At 45.7% G+C, this 16,142-nt stretch carries 19 protein-coding genes; 4 read left to right on the top strand and 15 right to left on the bottom strand.

Translation table 11 applies throughout. The features are described 5' to 3' along the window. Positions 1-53: 53 nt before the first annotated feature. The 5 genes from ACJJIR_RS10435 to ACJJIR_RS10415 all read right to left on the bottom strand — a co-directional run bounded on the left by ACJJIR_RS10435 (position 54) and on the right by ACJJIR_RS10415 (position 2,852). On the bottom strand, positions 54-935 hold the full coding sequence (locus ACJJIR_RS10435; RefSeq protein WP_444908315.1) for a LysR family transcriptional regulator: 882 nt from the start codon (positions 933-935) through the stop codon (positions 54-56). Between the two features lie 120 nt (positions 936-1,055). After that, positions 1,056-1,541, bottom strand: coding sequence for a DMT family transporter (locus ACJJIR_RS10430; protein WP_444908314.1), 486 nt, complete (start codon positions 1,539-1,541; stop codon positions 1,056-1,058). Beyond that, positions 1,538-1,981 (bottom strand): DMT family transporter, encoded by a 444-nt coding sequence (locus ACJJIR_RS10425; protein WP_444908313.1) that lies wholly within the window; start codon positions 1,979-1,981, stop codon positions 1,538-1,540. Before ACJJIR_RS10425 ends, ACJJIR_RS10430 begins: the two co-directional genes overlap by 4 nt. Beyond that, on the bottom strand, positions 1,978-2,493 hold the full coding sequence (locus tag ACJJIR_RS10420; protein ID WP_444908312.1) for a VOC family protein: 516 nt from the start codon (positions 2,491-2,493) through the stop codon (positions 1,978-1,980). The genes ACJJIR_RS10425 and ACJJIR_RS10420 overlap by 4 nt, the downstream gene beginning before the upstream one ends. Next, complete coding sequence (locus ACJJIR_RS10415; protein WP_413665785.1) at positions 2,493-2,852, bottom strand: carboxymuconolactone decarboxylase family protein; 360 nt, start codon at positions 2,850-2,852, stop codon at positions 2,493-2,495. The genes ACJJIR_RS10420 and ACJJIR_RS10415 overlap by 1 nt, the downstream gene beginning before the upstream one ends. 442 nt (positions 2,853-3,294) lie before the next feature. Between ACJJIR_RS10415 and ACJJIR_RS10410 the strand changes: the two genes are divergently transcribed. Beyond that, the gene (locus tag ACJJIR_RS10410) at positions 3,295-3,876 is read left to right on the top strand and encodes a CatA-like O-acetyltransferase (RefSeq protein WP_444908311.1); all 582 of its coding nucleotides are present in this window, start codon (positions 3,295-3,297) and stop codon (positions 3,874-3,876) included. A 143-nt stretch (positions 3,877-4,019) separates the two neighbouring features. Here the strand turns inward: ACJJIR_RS10410 and ACJJIR_RS10405 are convergent, their stop codons facing one another. The 7 genes from ACJJIR_RS10405 to ACJJIR_RS10375 all read right to left on the bottom strand — a co-directional run bounded on the left by ACJJIR_RS10405 (position 4,020) and on the right by ACJJIR_RS10375 (position 11,095). After that, on the bottom strand, positions 4,020-4,577 hold the full coding sequence (locus ACJJIR_RS10405; protein ID WP_444908310.1) for a PepSY-associated transmembrane domain-containing protein: 558 nt from the start codon (positions 4,575-4,577) through the stop codon (positions 4,020-4,022). Between the two features lie 64 nt (positions 4,578-4,641). Beyond that, entirely contained in the window at positions 4,642-6,636 is a 1,995-nt protein-coding gene (locus ACJJIR_RS10400; protein ID WP_444908309.1) for a TonB-dependent receptor, read from the bottom strand. Between the two features lie 118 nt (positions 6,637-6,754). Then, a complete protein-coding gene (locus ACJJIR_RS10395) occupies positions 6,755-8,113 on the bottom strand; it encodes a sensor histidine kinase (RefSeq protein WP_444908308.1) in 1,359 nt (452 codons plus the stop codon). Then, on the bottom strand, positions 8,110-8,808 hold the full coding sequence (locus ACJJIR_RS10390; RefSeq protein WP_444908307.1) for a response regulator transcription factor: 699 nt from the start codon (positions 8,806-8,808) through the stop codon (positions 8,110-8,112). The genes ACJJIR_RS10395 and ACJJIR_RS10390 overlap by 4 nt, the downstream gene beginning before the upstream one ends. 90 nt (positions 8,809-8,898) lie before the next feature. After that, entirely contained in the window at positions 8,899-9,321 is a 423-nt protein-coding gene (locus tag ACJJIR_RS10385) for a hypothetical protein (protein WP_444908306.1), read from the bottom strand. Beyond that, positions 9,305-10,108: a CLCA_X family protein gene (locus ACJJIR_RS10380; RefSeq protein WP_444908305.1), complete on the bottom strand. Its 804-nt coding sequence runs from the start codon at positions 10,106-10,108 to the stop codon at positions 9,305-9,307. The genes ACJJIR_RS10385 and ACJJIR_RS10380 overlap by 17 nt, the downstream gene beginning before the upstream one ends. A 105-nt stretch (positions 10,109-10,213) precedes the next feature. Then, positions 10,214-11,095, bottom strand: coding sequence for a LysR family transcriptional regulator (locus tag ACJJIR_RS10375; protein ID WP_444908304.1), 882 nt, complete (start codon positions 11,093-11,095; stop codon positions 10,214-10,216). A gap of 122 nt (positions 11,096-11,217) precedes the next feature. Between ACJJIR_RS10375 and ACJJIR_RS10370 the strand changes: the two genes are divergently transcribed. From ACJJIR_RS10370 to ACJJIR_RS10360, 3 genes are all read left to right on the top strand, one after another. Beyond that, positions 11,218-11,892: a type 1 glutamine amidotransferase domain-containing protein gene (locus tag ACJJIR_RS10370; protein ID WP_444908303.1), complete on the top strand. Its 675-nt coding sequence runs from the start codon at positions 11,218-11,220 to the stop codon at positions 11,890-11,892. A 60-nt stretch (positions 11,893-11,952) separates the two neighbouring features. Further along, positions 11,953-12,405: a DMT family transporter gene (locus ACJJIR_RS10365; RefSeq protein WP_444908302.1), complete on the top strand. Its 453-nt coding sequence runs from the start codon at positions 11,953-11,955 to the stop codon at positions 12,403-12,405. 283 nt (positions 12,406-12,688) lie between these two features. Then, entirely contained in the window at positions 12,689-12,988 is a 300-nt protein-coding gene (locus tag ACJJIR_RS10360) for a putative quinol monooxygenase (protein ID WP_444908301.1), read from the top strand. A 139-nt stretch (positions 12,989-13,127) separates the two neighbouring features. Here the strand turns inward: ACJJIR_RS10360 and ACJJIR_RS10355 are convergent, their stop codons facing one another. The 3 genes from ACJJIR_RS10355 to ACJJIR_RS10345 all read right to left on the bottom strand — a co-directional run bounded on the left by ACJJIR_RS10355 (position 13,128) and on the right by ACJJIR_RS10345 (position 15,901). Next, positions 13,128-13,649 (bottom strand): MaoC/PaaZ C-terminal domain-containing protein, encoded by a 522-nt coding sequence (locus ACJJIR_RS10355; RefSeq protein WP_444908300.1) that lies wholly within the window; start codon positions 13,647-13,649, stop codon positions 13,128-13,130. 81 nt (positions 13,650-13,730) lie between these two features. Further along, positions 13,731-14,591, bottom strand: coding sequence for an HpcH/HpaI aldolase/citrate lyase family protein (locus ACJJIR_RS10350; RefSeq protein ID WP_444908299.1), 861 nt, complete (start codon positions 14,589-14,591; stop codon positions 13,731-13,733). Further along, entirely contained in the window at positions 14,588-15,901 is a 1,314-nt protein-coding gene (locus ACJJIR_RS10345) for an acetyl-CoA hydrolase/transferase family protein (protein WP_444908298.1), read from the bottom strand. Before ACJJIR_RS10345 ends, ACJJIR_RS10350 begins: the two co-directional genes overlap by 4 nt. Positions 15,902-16,142 lie beyond the last annotated feature (241 nt).

Here is a 16,142-nt window from a genome sequence, read left to right as displayed (position 1 = left end):
TGTTTGCAGTACAATGTACACGATACCCACCGAGTCATAGCGAGAAGGCTTCTCTATTTAGCATCCCAATAGCAGGGACTACCGTATTTCTCCTTAAGGAAATCAATAACAACACGTACCTTGGGAGCCAGGTTATCCGTAGGTAAGTAGAGTGCATTGATAGTCTGGTTTTCTGCCGATGAAGATGCGCTGTAGTCAGTCAAAATAGGAACCAGCTTGCCCAACCGAATCTCTTGATTGATTAACCAGGTTGGGAACATAACAACCCCAGCTCCCCCTATAGCACTGGAAACCAGCGTTTCTGCATTATTGCTGTAAAGTGATCCCTTAACTTCATAGGGTGTCAAACCATCTTTACCGATAAACCAGCGCTGTAGCCCATTGGTTCCCTTAAATACCAAACAGTTGTGAGCAATTAACTGCTCTGGGGTTTCCGGAACCCCATTTACCCTTAGATATTCCGGGCTGGCTGCCAATACAAAGTTCTGATTGCCAAAGCGATTCATTCTCAAGCCTGAATCTTGGAGCGCTCCAATTCTGATAAGTAAGTCAACACCCTCCTTAGCAGGGTCAATAAAGCTATCTGTCTGCTGCATTTCGATCCTAAGCAGTGGGTAGAGTTCTAACAAATCTGGAATATAAGGAGCAATATGAAGCCGCCCAAAAGCAACGGGGGCGCTGATTTTAACAACCCCCCGTGGTGTGTTGGCCCTTTGCTCAATTTGCCCGCAAACTAACTCATACTGACGAACGATATCGCTACAGTACTTTGCAAAGGCCGTACCTTCATCCGTCAGTGATATTGCCCTGGTATGACGGTGCAGTAGTTTGGTTCCCACTTTCCCCTCTAGCTGAGCCATTTTTCGCGATACAGAGGACGGTGTCATTCCCTGCTGCCTAGAAACCTCAGAATAGTTACCCAATTGGGCCGTCATTAAGAACAGTTTTAACTCTAATATTGATATATCGTAATTCATTAGCTAGCGGTCGATAGTGGGTAACTGTTGAGTGATGTTATGGCCCCTCTGAGTAGTGCTTTACTCCTGTATATTCAGCTAACTTTGGATAGCGGGCTGCAGTGCCTCATTACTACGAACTGGCGCTCTCCGATTAGCAAGGTAATTACAGATCAACGCTAGAACTACGCAAACCATTGCGGCAATTCGCCAGGAACTTAACGGGATAGACGGATTCGTAAACCATCCCTGGGTATCAATAATCAAACTCATGCTCATCTGCCCAAAAATCGTTGCAATTGTTGTTGATGCCACACCAATTCTAGGAACAACAGCAACTACGACTATCATGTAGAAGATACCAAAAAGTGCACCTGTTAGTTGCCACTTAGGTACGGAAAGAATTGATGGGCCGCTGTGTTTTCCAAAGAAAAACACCAGTAAGCCCATCACTACAGCTCCGATACCAAAGGTAAATAGGGCGCTTTGGACAACTCCTACACTTTCTCCAAATTTTCCGTTAATTGCCGCCTGGGAGCTCAACGCTACGCCGGATAGTACTGCGAGTAACATCAGCCCAATCATAATTTGGCTCCCAAGTAGGTAAAATATAATGCAAGGCATAAAAATGTTGCCCCACATACTCTCAGGAGATTAATGGGCTGTTTACGCACCCCAAACCACCCCAGTGAGTCAATTAGGAAGCTTTTGGCTGTTTGCCCCACAAGAATCCCGATCATGGTCATAGCTACTCCAAGTATAGGAGTGGCTAAAGTTAGAACAACAACGTAAACAGGTCCCAATAAGCCACCTGAAAGCTGCCACTTTGGAACCTCTCGCCAGCTTATATATTTTGCACTGGGGACAAATAGACTGATGAGCCAAAGTAGGGCTGCCCCAACACCAAATATGCTTAAGGTGGCCCACAAGTGACCAACCTGCATACCTAAGGGCCCTAACAATCCCGCCTCGACGGAGAGCCCCATACCTGCAATAACAACCAAAATAGTGGCGAGAATATTCATCGAGGGTCAAATAAGCGTACGTTAGTCAAATGCTCATAGGCCTTTCCATTAGGGTATGAAACGAGTTCAAGTTGCATGCCCCATGGAGCCATGAAATATACCCAGGTCTCTCCTTCAGTTGGCCCTTCAGTCATTACCGTAGGGGCGCCGAGCACCTCTATATTCTGTTTCTTGAGGTATTCAACCGCAGCATCAATGTCTTCAACATAGAATGCTAAATGATGCCCCCCAACATCAGCATTGTTTGGTGCCACCTTATTTCGATCTATGTTGTCGGCATACTCGAATATTTCCAGATTGATGCTGTTAGCATTCATAACAGCAATTTTCTTGATCTCTGCACGAGGATTTACATTAAGGTGATCCGTCATCCAGGTATCGTCTGAGGCAAATGGCCCAAACGTATAAGCCAATTCAAAACCAAAGTGTGTACTAAAGAACTCAACGGCCAAATCAACATCGGGGACGGTGAATCCTATATGATCTGCTTTTTTAAGTCCGGGGATAGCCATTAGATGTCTCCTCGATCATGGCGAAGCTTATTCAGTGCGCCCATGGTGGTAGCCCCTTTATTGAAGCCCGTATACATTGAGGCAAAAACAATCAATTCCTCAATCTCTTCATACGTTGCCCCTTGTTTGAGTGCCATATCAACATGGGCTCCAAACGGGTTACCTTCACCATTTACATTGAGCGCCATTTGGTCAATAGCGATAGTGATTAGTGCTTTGGTTTTTTGATCCAGAAGCGGCTTTCCCCATACCTCGCCTGCGACTCGTACAGCTAGATCTCCCCATACCGGGTTAATAGACTTAAGTCCCTCGATCAATGCTTGATCATCCAAAACGGCATTTTCGTACTTGGTAGTCATAGTTAATAGTCCTGGTTATCTAGATGATATTTCGCTTTAACAGCTGGAAGTTATTATAGGGAGCTCTATCCTTCTTAAAACTTATAAGCAGGAACATCACTTTTGCAAATTATGCACAGATGAACGCTTTTTATGAGGTGGCACAGTCTGTTGTTGGGACTTATTTTAGTGCCTCAAACAGGAGCGAAAGAGAGAAATAGTAGCGTTACTAAAATGGTATTAGTCGGAAGGGAAGAGCGTTTTGAAATGGCGATTACAGCATGTTAGCTAAAGCCTCTAAATATATTCCAGGTGTCCCAACTAGATAAAAGCTACTAGCAACACCGGTGCTGCTTATAATCTACCCTAAACTATGAATATCCATTGAAGACTCGATATTCATATGTCCATGACTCCTATAGATATCGAACGCTGGAATAGAAAGGCCCACTTTGAATTTTTTATGAGCAGTGCAGGGTCAACTCGGATAGGCTTAACCCAGCCGGTCGATGTGACAAATCTGGTATCTTTCTGTAAAAAAAATACACTCCCTTTTTATTACAGCCTTATTTTTCTGGTCACGCAGGTGGGAAATGAAATAGCGGGCTTCAGGCATCGTATCGTCAATGGCCAGCCCATCGAGCACGATATGCTGCACCCTTTATTTTCTGATTTAGGGGATAATGAGTTATTCAAACTCGTTATGGCCAGAATGGAGACGAATCTGACAGAGTTCGTCCACAAGGCAAGGGAACTTTCACGGGCGCAATCTGAGTACCTCCCTGTAGAAAAGTTCATCAGTCGCCATGATATCTTGAATATCAGCTGCTACCCCTGGGGTGACTTCTCTGGTCTACAGGTAAAGCCTGTACAGAAAGAAGGTTGTGATCCAGGAATACCTTTTATTTTCTGGGGTAAATACCATCGCCAAGAGGGGCGCCTTGTCACCTCGATGTATGTTGAAGTTAATCACTGCTTTCTGGATGGCATCCATCTTTATCAATTTAAACAGCAGTTGGAAGATAAGATTTGTCAACTTGCTTAAAATTTTTAAGCTTGATCTAAGAGACTCTGAGTAATTCCATGAACCCGCTCTTAAAGTTGCTTATCGCAGACCTTTAAGAGCTATAGAGGTACTAGATTGTTACTCAGAGGCTCCCTAACTAAAACTCCCTTAAGTAACGGGTTTCAGCCCCCTATAAAAAAGGCAGCTACCAGCGCAACAAAACCGAGAGAAGTAAATTGTATAGCGGTCTTCCTGAATTTTGGTACCGCAAAGGCAACCACTAATCCACTAATCAGGCTAAATAGCAGGCTTGCACCAAGCATAATGGCTGAGAACCAGAAGAGAGGACCGGCATGACCTTTATGAATCAGCAGAAATTGATGCCATAGATCGTGTTCTTTTACATGAAGTATCGCTGACAGCTTATCCTGGCTTGGTTCCAAATAGACTTGGCGTTTGTAGCCATACCAACCAATCCACTCATCTTCCAAATAGAAATCTGCCGGCAATGATACTTCAGTGGGCTGAACAAACGGAGATATGGTATCCAGAGTCTCTTGCTCATTGCTGGGCAGGCCCTTGGGTAGAGTAACTGTGTACTCAAATTGTTCATCGACGCCCCCCTCTATATCAAATAGATAGAGCACGCCCGTGGCGATATACAAAATGGCAATAGGTAGAAAAAAGCAGGAAAAATAGGTGTGGAGCTTGATCCACAGTAAACGGTATCTGGATTTCATAGGCAACAAAGGGCGCAATGCAAATGCATTGCGCCCTGATAGTAAATAAAACAAATAAAGGAAATTAGAAGCGGTAGTCTACTGATAACCTGATATCGCGGCCTGCCTCATAAATTCCGGCTACGCTACCAAACCCGGTAATATCTGTATAATCTGCTACGCTGGAGTGATCCCGATAGTGCTCATTAAACAGGTTTTGAACCGCTAAATTCACATTCAGACTGTCATCTGCCAGTGGTTCCCAGTGCAAGTAAAGATCGTGTACTTGGTAACCGGGCTTGTCAACCTCTTGGATACTGTCGACATCGTCGTCGACCTCTACTGAGCGGTGTAAAACCTCAATATCATTTAAGTCTTGTACCAGTGTAAAATTCCAGCCCAACTCTAATTTCGGTGTAATAGCATAGCTGGTGGTCAGGTTCCATGTATCGCCGCGAGCATTTGCTAAACCGTTGTGCTCATACCCCTCTACAGTCTCTCCATTCAATTCCGAATCATTGTGGCTGAATGCGGCACTGATAGTTAACTGATCCCAAACATATGAGGCGCTGAGTTCAAACCCTTCAGTTTCCAGCTCACCAATATTTTCATAATAAACGGGACGCCCGACCTGATCAAAAATAACGTCATCGATAGTGCTGCGATAGATAGCGGCTTTTAGTTGAAGGCCGTCCAGGCTGTATTCTAGCCCCAACTCGGTATTGTCGACCGTCTCAGCATCCAGGTCAGGATCAAGAGTTGCCGACCACAGAGTAAACCCATCTCCAACCTCCTTGCCGCGCATCGCTGTTGCATGACCCGCAGTAAAGGTGAGTGCATCGGTAAGCGAATAACTCATTCCAATATTGGGACTGAAACCCTGGCTATCCGTCTCGTCATCATGAGTCACTTGTTCCAGCTCGTATTCGTCGTAACGAAGTCCAAAACTTAGCAATAGCGCGTCCGTAGCCTGCCAATGATCCTGGATATAAGCTCCACGAACATGTCCTTCTTCAAGCCAGGAGTTGAGGCCTCCCTCCACCCCTTCCACTTCATCCTCACGGGCTTCAATGCCATAGGTGATGGTATGTTGACCAACACTGCTGGTATTACGTAAATCAAAACCGATGGATTCCACGGAAGCAACGTAGTCCCATAGCTCCCGCCATGCTTCTGATTTTGTATGATAAACCGTTGTTTCCAGATTGATCAGATCGCTGGGAGAAAACTGATGGTTGACAACAAAGGTCTGGCGCTCAGCTTCCATCGGGTAGAGAGTATCGCCTTGAAGGGCGGGCCAGTTGGGATGTCTACTGAACTCGCCTGATTCTTCCCGCTGTTCAAAACTGACACTCAGTTTTTGATCTTCAGACAAATCGCCACTTAATTTTATAAAGGCGAGATCCTGTTCGGAAGCTGTACCATAGATAGTGTCACCGTCGCCATCTTCCATATCGTCGCGATCAACGGTTACAAATGACCCAAGTAGTCCCCAGTTGTCAGTTATCTTTCCATAAACTGAAGCACTGGCTTTCTCACCATCATTACTAAAGAAAGCGCCTTTCACTATTGCGCCAAACTGCTCACCGTCATCAAGTAGGTCATCCGCATCTTTGGTCTCAAAGCGGATAGCACCGCCAATGGCGCCAGCCCCACTGGTAGCTTCACCGGCTCCAGCCTGCACTTCAACCTTTTGCAACAGCTCAGGTTCTATCGATACCCGACCAATATGATGGAAGAGGGTGCTTGTTTGTGGAGCACCATCAACAGTCACATTAAGAAGTGTGTCTTCCATACCTCGGACATAGACTTTTTGCGCAATCCCCAGTGACCCACCAACAGATACGGAGGGTATCTGGCGGAATATATCGCTGAGATCATTTGCCTGCTGCATATCAAGCTCTTCAGGCGTAATCTCGGTATCAGTTGCCACACCGACAACAACTACGGTTTCCATTGGGTTTTCAGCAGCATCCTCTTGTTTCTGCACTTCCTGTGCCTGGCTGATGCCAGAGGCCAGGGCGCTGGATACCATCAAGGGGAGTAACGCGTACTTATTGCGGGAAATGTTGCGGGCCATTGGCTGTCCTTCACAGAGTTACTTATTTGCAAATGCGAATTATTCCTATTGGCGACGGTGAAGTACAGCAGTGTTGCATTTGTTACATTTAGTTGCATAAGTGTGTTGGAGAGTTACCTTATGCAGGCTCCAAAGATTGAGTGGGGAGGGTTACTCTCATACACAACCCTCCTACAGAGCGGTTGGAGGCTTCTACGGTTCCGCCCACGCTATGTAGCTGGCGTCGCGCCAACGCCAGGCCCAGCCCAAAATTTTTCGATTTTGATGTGCGAGACTGATCAGCTCGGAAGAAAGGCTTAAAGATACTGTCCAGTAGTGCTTCAGGTACTCCGGGGCCAGAGTCTTCAATATCAATAACAAATCTATTTTTCGTATTTCCCTCCAGAAGGACATGAACGGCTTGTCCCTTCGGGGTATAGCGCATGGCGTTACGCAAGATATTTTCCAAGGCTTGTCCTACCGCCTTGTGATTAGACTGTCTTAATTCAGCCGAGTCTGGCAAATGAGTGCAGATAGTGCGATCGGGAAATTCGAAACGGGCATCCTCGACAATCACATCGATAAGGTCAACCAGGTCCAAGTCTTCGATACCTATAGAAGGCTGTTCATTATCCAGCCAGGCAAGGGTGAGAGTGTCGTCTACCAGGCGTCTGATATGAGCAGACTCCCGCTGAATCCTCTGGATATTTTTATCATTAGCGTGACTTGCACCAGCTCCCTCTATGGCAATATCCAGTCGGGTGAGGGGGGTTCTGAGTTCATGAGATAGGTCAGCGATTAGCTGGCGCTGGTTGACGATCTGCTCTCCTATACGAGTAGCCATTTGATCAAAAGTTTTGGCTAACTCAGAAATTTCATCGTCGCGGTTGCCCAATTGACGATGCACTCGTACGTTAAAATTACCCCGACTAAACTCCCGTGTTGCCTGCTCAAGTTTGCGCAGCGGGTGCATAATATGGCGATAGAGCATCACGGAAACTAAAGCTAAGATTCCCATTGGCAGGATTATTTGCAGCAGGAGTCGCGTTGTTTTCCAGTAGCTGCCAGGGCGCATCCTATCTGGAAGAAGTACTAAGAGGCTGGTTTGCTCGGTTGCAAAAGGAATTTCCATCACCGGGTTTTCTTCAAAATACAGGTGGACCTTCCAATCCACATCCCGGCCGAGGTTATAGCCGATGTAACGATGTTCATTACCCGTCGCACCAGCTACATGAGTTAACTCATATTGGGTAACTGTGGCCCAGGTGTTTTCTTTTTCCTGCAATTCTTTCAACCATTGCTCCAATTCACCTTCGTTGCCGGAGAGAAACCGCGCTTCCGCCTCCTTGCCCCACTGTTTCAATTCCGCTCGATGAGATGCCCCCAGCATGCTCATCTGCTCCTCGGTGCGAATAGTCAGGGAATTGATCAGGTAAAAGAGAGAGACAATGCCTGCAGTAATCAGAAGGCATAGTTTCCAAAAAAGTTTGCGGTTCATTTCAAACAGTACCCTCTGCCATGTACTGTTTGTAACCGGTCTCCACGCCACCCTGCTCCAGTCAGCTTGCGCCTGATTCGACTCAAGTGCATGTCCAAACTGCGGTCATAGGCACCCAGAGTACGGTTGAGAACTTGCTGTGAGAGATAGGCTTTGCTCAATACCTCTCCCCGGTGAACCGCTAACTCCCACAACAATTTAAACTGGGTAGCGGTAAAATCAATTGCCAGACCGCCGGTGAATGCTTGCTGAGCATTCAAATCGAGTTGCAGGTTGTCGATTTCTGTATGGTGGACGGCTTCCATCATCACTGGTTGACTGCGGCGCAATAGAGCCTCAACTCTCAGTAACAGTTCGGTCTTGTTAAATGGCTTCGCCACATAATCATCTGCTCCATGGCGAAAGCCTGCGATCCTCTCCTCTTCAGCGCCCTTGGCAGTTAGGATGATGACTGGAACCTGACTGGTTTTGCGTAAAATTTTGAGTAGAGAAATACCGTCCATTTCCGGCAGCATCAAATCGAGCAAGATTAATTGAGGTTGTTGCTTGGCAGCTTCCAGCAATGCGGTATTGCCATCAAAGCAGGCGTTGACTTGGTATCCTGCGCTTTGGATCATTTCGCAGAGCTGGTCGTTGAGACCGCGATCATCTTCAACGATCAGGATGTTGGATTGAGTGGGAGGTTTTTGGCTCATGAAGACATTAGCTGTATGCAAACTGGTTGTGGAGCAAATTACCACAATGACCAATGCCTAATATAGTTAGTTGAAGAGATGTGTATTCGTTCAGTCATAGCGCTGGGCTGAACTGCTGATGAGTTCCAATAACTTGGCATTGTATGCTTGAGCGTAAAATTTATTGTGTTCGTGCTGCTCGCTATCCAGAGCGTAATCTTCAATATGGAAGCCGGTTCCACATAAGAAAAATGTTTCCTGAGGTCTGAACTCAGCATACTTACCTTGCAAGTCTTCTTCTAGTATCCCGGGCGTTACATGGCCAACCCCTGGAGAATAAACATCCACGAACTTAGCCCGGTTATGAATGAAATCATTTTCCGCATCAATGAATCCACGCTCCGCTGACAGCACGGGATCGCTGGCTATTGCAATCAATTCATAGCTTTTTGAAAGTTCAGCCCACACCCAAGCGACTACACCAGCGAGAAGGGCCGTGCCCAGAAGAAAGGTATTTCTAAGGGTTGACGTCATTGTCTCCACCCGTGGAAGTCTGAAGGCTTCGTCCTAAATAGGAAAAATATGCTGTGAAAGCCTGATTAATTCTTTTGCGTTGCTGCCCCTGTGGATACAGTCCCAACTTTGCCTCTTGACTAGCCTTTGAGCCAGCAACCAAAAAATTATTGTTGATGCTGGCATCCTGAATAAATGCTTCGAAAGCCCGAGCACTCAGCTCTACAGGCTCACTGTAGTAGAGTGAACCATTTGTTTTATCGGCACTGATGGAAGCAGTCACCAAGTCACTGGGGTTATTACCACTCTCATCCAGCATCACAGATTTAAAGCACGCAAAAAGTAAGTCATTGAGCGGGTGGGGCACTGGAGTTGCATTCCGTAACCAGGCCTCTGAGGCATACATGGTACTGGACGTATCACTGAACGCTTTTTGGGCTAAGTAATGATCAAATGCATGAAACCATTCATGGGCAATAGAGCCAGGCCCCGCGTTCTTGGCAAGAGAAAAGCTCCGGGCAGTAGGGTCATAAAAGGCAGCCATCCCCGGGCGCCCGCCGATTCCATATTGAAAAGACAATGTACCTCTGAGGGATATCAATACTTCCGGTCCTTGAAGAATGGCCATTAGATCAACAAGTGCATCGTAAAAAAGCCCTGCGGCCCGATTGCGCTCCTCGCGAGTGACCCATCGGCCAACAGCAATCGAGCGAAAGCCAAATCGCTTCCTGACATCCACAAACGAAACGGGTTGTCGTTGCTGGGTTGCAGTGTGACCACTGCGATGAAATGCCCTGGTCAGAACCATAATCAATGCCAGCCGATTAGACGAGGGTGGATATTAATCCTCCGGATTGAAGGCTTGCAAGAAATGAGAAGTGCTTCTATTCCTTTCAACGAATCCAATCGCTTTCTATTCAACCCAGTCAGAAAAGTAATCAACCAAATAGTCAATCGCCATTCGCGCTCGCATCGGTAAAAAGCGACGATTCTGATACACGATCCAGCTACTGGCTCCGCGCCCACAAAAAGATTCCAAGATAGGCTCCAGTAAGCCCTCTTGAATTGAACCACTGAAACTGCTTTTGGGCATATAAGCTATACCCAAGCCTTGCTCGCAAGCTTTCACGATCGCATGGGCATTATTTGTTCTCCAGCGCCCACTAACCTTTACGCTTACAGGCTCTCCATTCAGGTCAAAAACCCATTCATCATTGTTAGCCACCAAGCAACTCTGCGTTTTTAGTTGATCGGGGTGATTGGGAATACCATTTTCTTTCAGGTAACTCGGGCTTGCGACGGCCATCATTTGGCGGTCGGCCAGTTTACGAGCAACTAAGCCAGAATCCTCAAGGCGACCATAGCGTATGGCAAAATCAATCCCATCCTCGACGAAATTGACCATCCTGCTATTGAAGTCCATGTCGATTTTCAACCCCGGGTGTTTCAAGCCAAACTCCATCAGGGCAGGGGCAACATATTGCTCAGCAAAGATACCAGCCCCGCTAACTCTTAGTGTTCCATTGAGCTGAAACTGTTGCTGGCTAACCTGCTCATTCGCCTGTTGCAGGCCAATCACTAACTCTTTACACCGCTGGTAATAGGCGGTCCCGGCCTGGGTCAGACTTACCTGACGTGTTGAGCGGGCCAAAAGGGATGAACCCAAGCGCTCTTCCAGACGGGAGACCTGCCTACTCACATGGCTAGTACTGCAGCCAAGTTGCTTGGCAGCTGCTGAGAAACCTTGGCTTTCTGCCACCGCTACAAACTCGACTATGCCGTCAAAATTTTCCATGTTTCTCAAACTCGATTGTTGCCATTTTGCAAAGGTATTTAACAGATTTTACGCATTATCAGCACGAGAGGGACAATCTATAATCCCTCCCCACTGAATACTGACCAACAGAGGAAAGAAACATGAAGAAAGTACTTATTCCAGTGACCAACCACGCCACTCTTGGTGAAACTGACCAGGCAAATGGCACCTACTCATCTGAGTTGACTCACGCGATTCACGTACTTATGGAGAGTGGACTCGACTATGACATCGCCTCTATTAAAGGGGGGAAAGCACCACTCTATGGCACTGACCTCGAAGGTGACGACATCAACCAAAAGGTGCTTAATGATTCAGATTTCCAAAACCGTATCAACAACACCATCCCTATGAGCCAGCTGAATACTGCAGACTATGATGCAGTATTCTACCCCGGCGGATTTGGTCTGCTTTCTGACTTGGCAACTAACGAAGACTTCGCAAAGCTAAGTGCCGAGATCTACGAAGAGGGTGGCACATTGGCCGCAGTGTGCCACGGCCCCGCTGGTTTCCTACCTATCACCCTGAGCAATGGCGAAAAGCTTTTGGCTAGCAAGTCTGTCACCGGCTTCACTCGTGAGGAGGAGATTGACTTCGGCACCATTAATGACATCCCATTTTTGCTGGAAGAATCTTTGGCGAGGGGCGCTGCCCGCTACAACAAAGTACAACCTTGGCAGGAGTTTGTTATTGAAGATGGGCGAGTGATTAGCGGCCAGAACCCAGCAAGTGCACACGGTGTTGGTGTTGCCATCGCCAAACAGCTTGCCAGCTAGTACATGGCCTGGCCGGCCCCTTTGGGGTCGGCTCGTGATTCTAAGTAGAGGTGTCCCGTAGTGCAAAATGCAGTTATCTACCCGTCTCTAATGCTTATTGCAGGCATTGGTATACCGATAATGGCAACGCTAAATAGTGGTCTCGGTATTAAGCTTGGTAGTTCAGCCCTGGCAACTACACTGCTATTTCTCGTTGGACTTGTAATCTCCGCGGCCTATCTCTTGAAAACGGAGGGGTTACCCAGTGCTGTTTTTAGCAAAGATATTGCCTGGTACTTTTACTTGGGTGGGATTCTGGTGGCTTTCTATATATTGAGTGTGACTTGGGTGTCGCCAAGGTATGGCGTGGGTAATGCAGTATCTTTCGTTCTTCTGGGGCAACTGCTCGCCATTAGCGTTATCGACCATTTTGGGTTACTGGGTGCGCAGCAAACCAGTTTGGATACCAAGCGCCTTATCGGTCTCGCCATGATGGTTGTTGGCGTACTGTTGGTAGTAAAGCGCACGTCTTAAGGAGCCTCTGAATAACTCCGTGATACCTCTACCTCTGGTTCACAATCAAGGCACGGCTTCGCAGGAATGTCTAGACCTTTCAAGAAGTCGCAACGCGGAGTGTGCATCGCTCTGCAAGCCCCGAAGGGCGGGCCTTGAAGGCCACAGCTGCTGCGTTGCAGCTCTTGCAAAGGGCTACGGCCATTCACGGCGAGCTGCGCCTAACATCTGCAGCCTTCAAGACCGCAGAGTTATTCAGAGGCTCCTTAATTTCACAATACAAATCGTTATGTACTGAGATCATATGACTAATTTAATCGTTATGGCAAAAGTCACAGTCCGCCCACAATATACTTCTCAGGCATCAGCACTTTTAATCGAGCTGGCGTGTAAGTCAGAACAAGAGTCTGGCTGTTTATCCTATAAAATTTTACCCTCACTGGATGAAGGCAATGTTTTCACTACACTAGAAGTTTGGGAGTCTTCTGAAACTGAAATGAAGCATTGGAATACAGATCACTTAAAAACCATCATTGCAAAGTTGAATCCACTTCTTGCTGCGGAGGCAAGAATCGAAAAATATACGGAGGTAAAAACTATCTAGCACAACCGTTATTTTATATTGCAACTTTTTGTAATCTTACTTTTATTACATCAATACCTTCATTTTCATTGAAGTGAGTCTAATCGGACATCGGCTTAAAGAAGTGCATATATACCAATGAGACAGCCTTTCTGTTAGGTTATTTTTTGATCTCATAATTAGGAGCGTGGCCTTTCTTATAAACCAGAACTGTTCGCTGAAAGCTCATAAAAGTATCTCCTCGCTGATTAATACCACGGGTTTCTACGCTAACAATACCCTGTGTTGGTCTAGACTTGGATTCACGCTTAGAAATGACCTCACTTTCTGCATAAACCGTGTCACCTTCAAAAACAGGTTTGAGCAGTTTAACTTTGTCCCACTCAAGATTGGCAACAACTTTCTTGCTAATAGTATTTACAGTCATACCCGTGACAATAGCCAATGTCAGAGTACTATCTACTAATGGAAGGTTCCATTCAGTGCTCTCTGCGTAATGGGCATCAAAATGGAGTTGCGCCGTATTCATAGTTAACAGGGTCATCCAGGTATTGTCTGTTCGCGTCAATGTCCTACCTGGGCGGTGCTCGATAATGATACCTTCTACAAAGTCCTCGAAGTAGAAGCCAAAATCTTCGCGATATCGATTGTTGTCAATCTTTTTATAGGGGTTAAATTCCATCAATATTGCCTCCTTGATTGAGTGTCTCTAAGTTCGCTTGGTTATGCCCAGAGCACTTGTAGATTTTTGCTGGAGTAGCCTTTAGCTAAGATTATTAAAGTTTGAGATTATTTGCTGGGCTTTAGAGTAGATCGGGATATCTATCATTCGGCCCTCATATTGGCAGGCTTTACCTGAGGATTCATTGTAGATACGAACGATTTCCTTTGCTTCCTTATACTGGTCTAGTGTGGGTCTAAAAGATATCTTGATAGTTTTTACCTGTTTAGGGTGAATAGCTGCCTTGCCACTAAAGCCAAGCAATTGAGCCTCATTGAGTTCATTAATTAGTCCACCTTCATCCTTAAAGTTAAAACAAGGGGAGTCGTAGCAAGCTATCTGTTTGAGTGCGGCAGATTCGACCAATTTCATGCGCGCCCATATGAGTGCTTGTGGGGTGCATTCACAATTCAGATCGGCTGCATAATCAGCGGCCCCAAACATCAAACCTTGCAACTTTTCAGAACTACAGTTAACAATATCATATAAATTGGATGTTCCCTGAGCGGTTTCAATTAAGGCTATAATCGAAATATCCTTATAGGCTTCGCTCAAGAGCTCACTGATAAGGTTGATATCATGTTGAGATTCTGTTTTCGGATAAAGCACCACATCTATAAATGGCTTTTTATCAATAATTTCAGCCAAATCTTTTATTCCATTGATCGTTGACAAACTATTTATCCGAATTGCGCTTATAACACCATTCGAGCTTGGCCTTGAATAAAAATCGATCGCGATATCCCTGGCACTATCTTTGTCCTCCATTGGTACGCTATCTTCAAGATCAATGATTATTCCATTCGCCCCAACTTCAGACGCCTTAGCAAAGCGTTTCGGTTGGTTTCCTGGGGTGAATAACAATGCGGGGAAAAGCTTTAAATTGATCATTTTATCGCTCAAATAAAGTTCTGCTCTTTGGCCTGCTCCAATAAGCTCTTACGGAATTTAGGGTGTGCGATTTCAATCAAGGCAAGGGTCCGCTCTGTAGTTGATTTCCCCATCAGTCTGCAAGATCCGTACTCGGTTACCACGTAATCGATGTCTAACCGAGAGTCTGTGGTGATAGATTTCAAACGTGGAACTATCCTGGAGGTTTTACCACGCTGTGCCGTTGAGCTACTGGCCAGAATAGTCTTCCCATTTTTTGAGTAGTAAACTCCCCTCACGAAATCCAGTTGCCCGCCAACACCCGAGAATTGATGTCCAATGAATTCCGCATTGACCTGTCCACTGAAATCAATCTCAATAAATGAGTTAACTGAAATCATATTATCGATCTGGGCTATTATTTGGGGTTCATTCACATATGACACGGGCAGGCAGAACATAGATGGATTGCCATCTATAAAGTCAAATAGTTCTTTGTCTCCAGCTGCAAAAGTGAATACGCTCACATGAGGGTTAATTGTCTTTCGGGCATTAGTTACTGCTCCAGACTTAATAAGCTTAATCATACCTGGTGTTATTACCTCGGTATGAATGCCCAGATCTTTCTTTTTAGTTAGTTGTTCACAAACTGCATTCGGAATAGCACCAATACCCATTTGGATACATGCGCCATCAGGTATTAACGGAACAATGTAGTCACCAATTTTTCTATCTAAATCGGTAATCTCTTTTGGAGATTCCTCCGCTAATTCCATAGTGTTTTCAACAATGGCATCCACTTCACTAATGTGCAACAGGGTGGCCCCCGCTGTACGTGGCATATTTTCATTCACTTCCACAATTAATCGATTTGCGTGGCGCGACAACTCAATAGCATAATCACCATTAGTACCAAAATTGAAATAACCATGCTTATCCATCGGCGCCACAGTTACCAGGAAAGCATCTATTTTAACTTGCTCTCTGATTATTTGAGGGTATCGACTAAAAGATATAGGGACATAGTTAATATATTTTTCCCCTTTTGAAAATCCAGCATTTGCTAATTTAACTTCGTCTTTAGTTAGCATTGAAGAGTAAGGCCTTACCCGGCCCATTAGATCTTCTTGAAAAATAGTTTCCGTCGCGACCTTCCCACAACGCATATAATAGACTTTTAAATGTGTAATAAATCCATTTCGAATATGCTTCTCTAGTGCTGAAAGTAGGGCTGGTGGGCTAGCGGTGCGCATGCCGATAGAAATAACGCTATCGTCTGGGATTAAATTAACTGCTTCTTCAGGTAGTAGCTGTTTCTTTTTATACAGGGCGTTGTTATCCATAGCAGATTAACCGATTATTTGGCCACACTGTGATCCTTGAAGCGGCTGCTGTCGCTCTTACGGTCCTGTTACAAAGGCGTTAATAAGCAGAAAACGTTCATAGACCTGCAATCAAGCACTAATAAGGAAGTAAGAGCTACTAAGCCCTGCGATTATAGTTTGTGAATTAAAGCTTGTTTCAGAAGGGCTAGTGACTTAACGATGAATATCATGCAGCTTGTTTGAGCAGATTCGGTTTTAT

The sequence above is a fragment of the Microbulbifer maximicatervae (SeqCode) genome (assembly GCF_052467385.1).
This window is presented reverse-complemented; position numbering and strand designations above follow the sequence as displayed.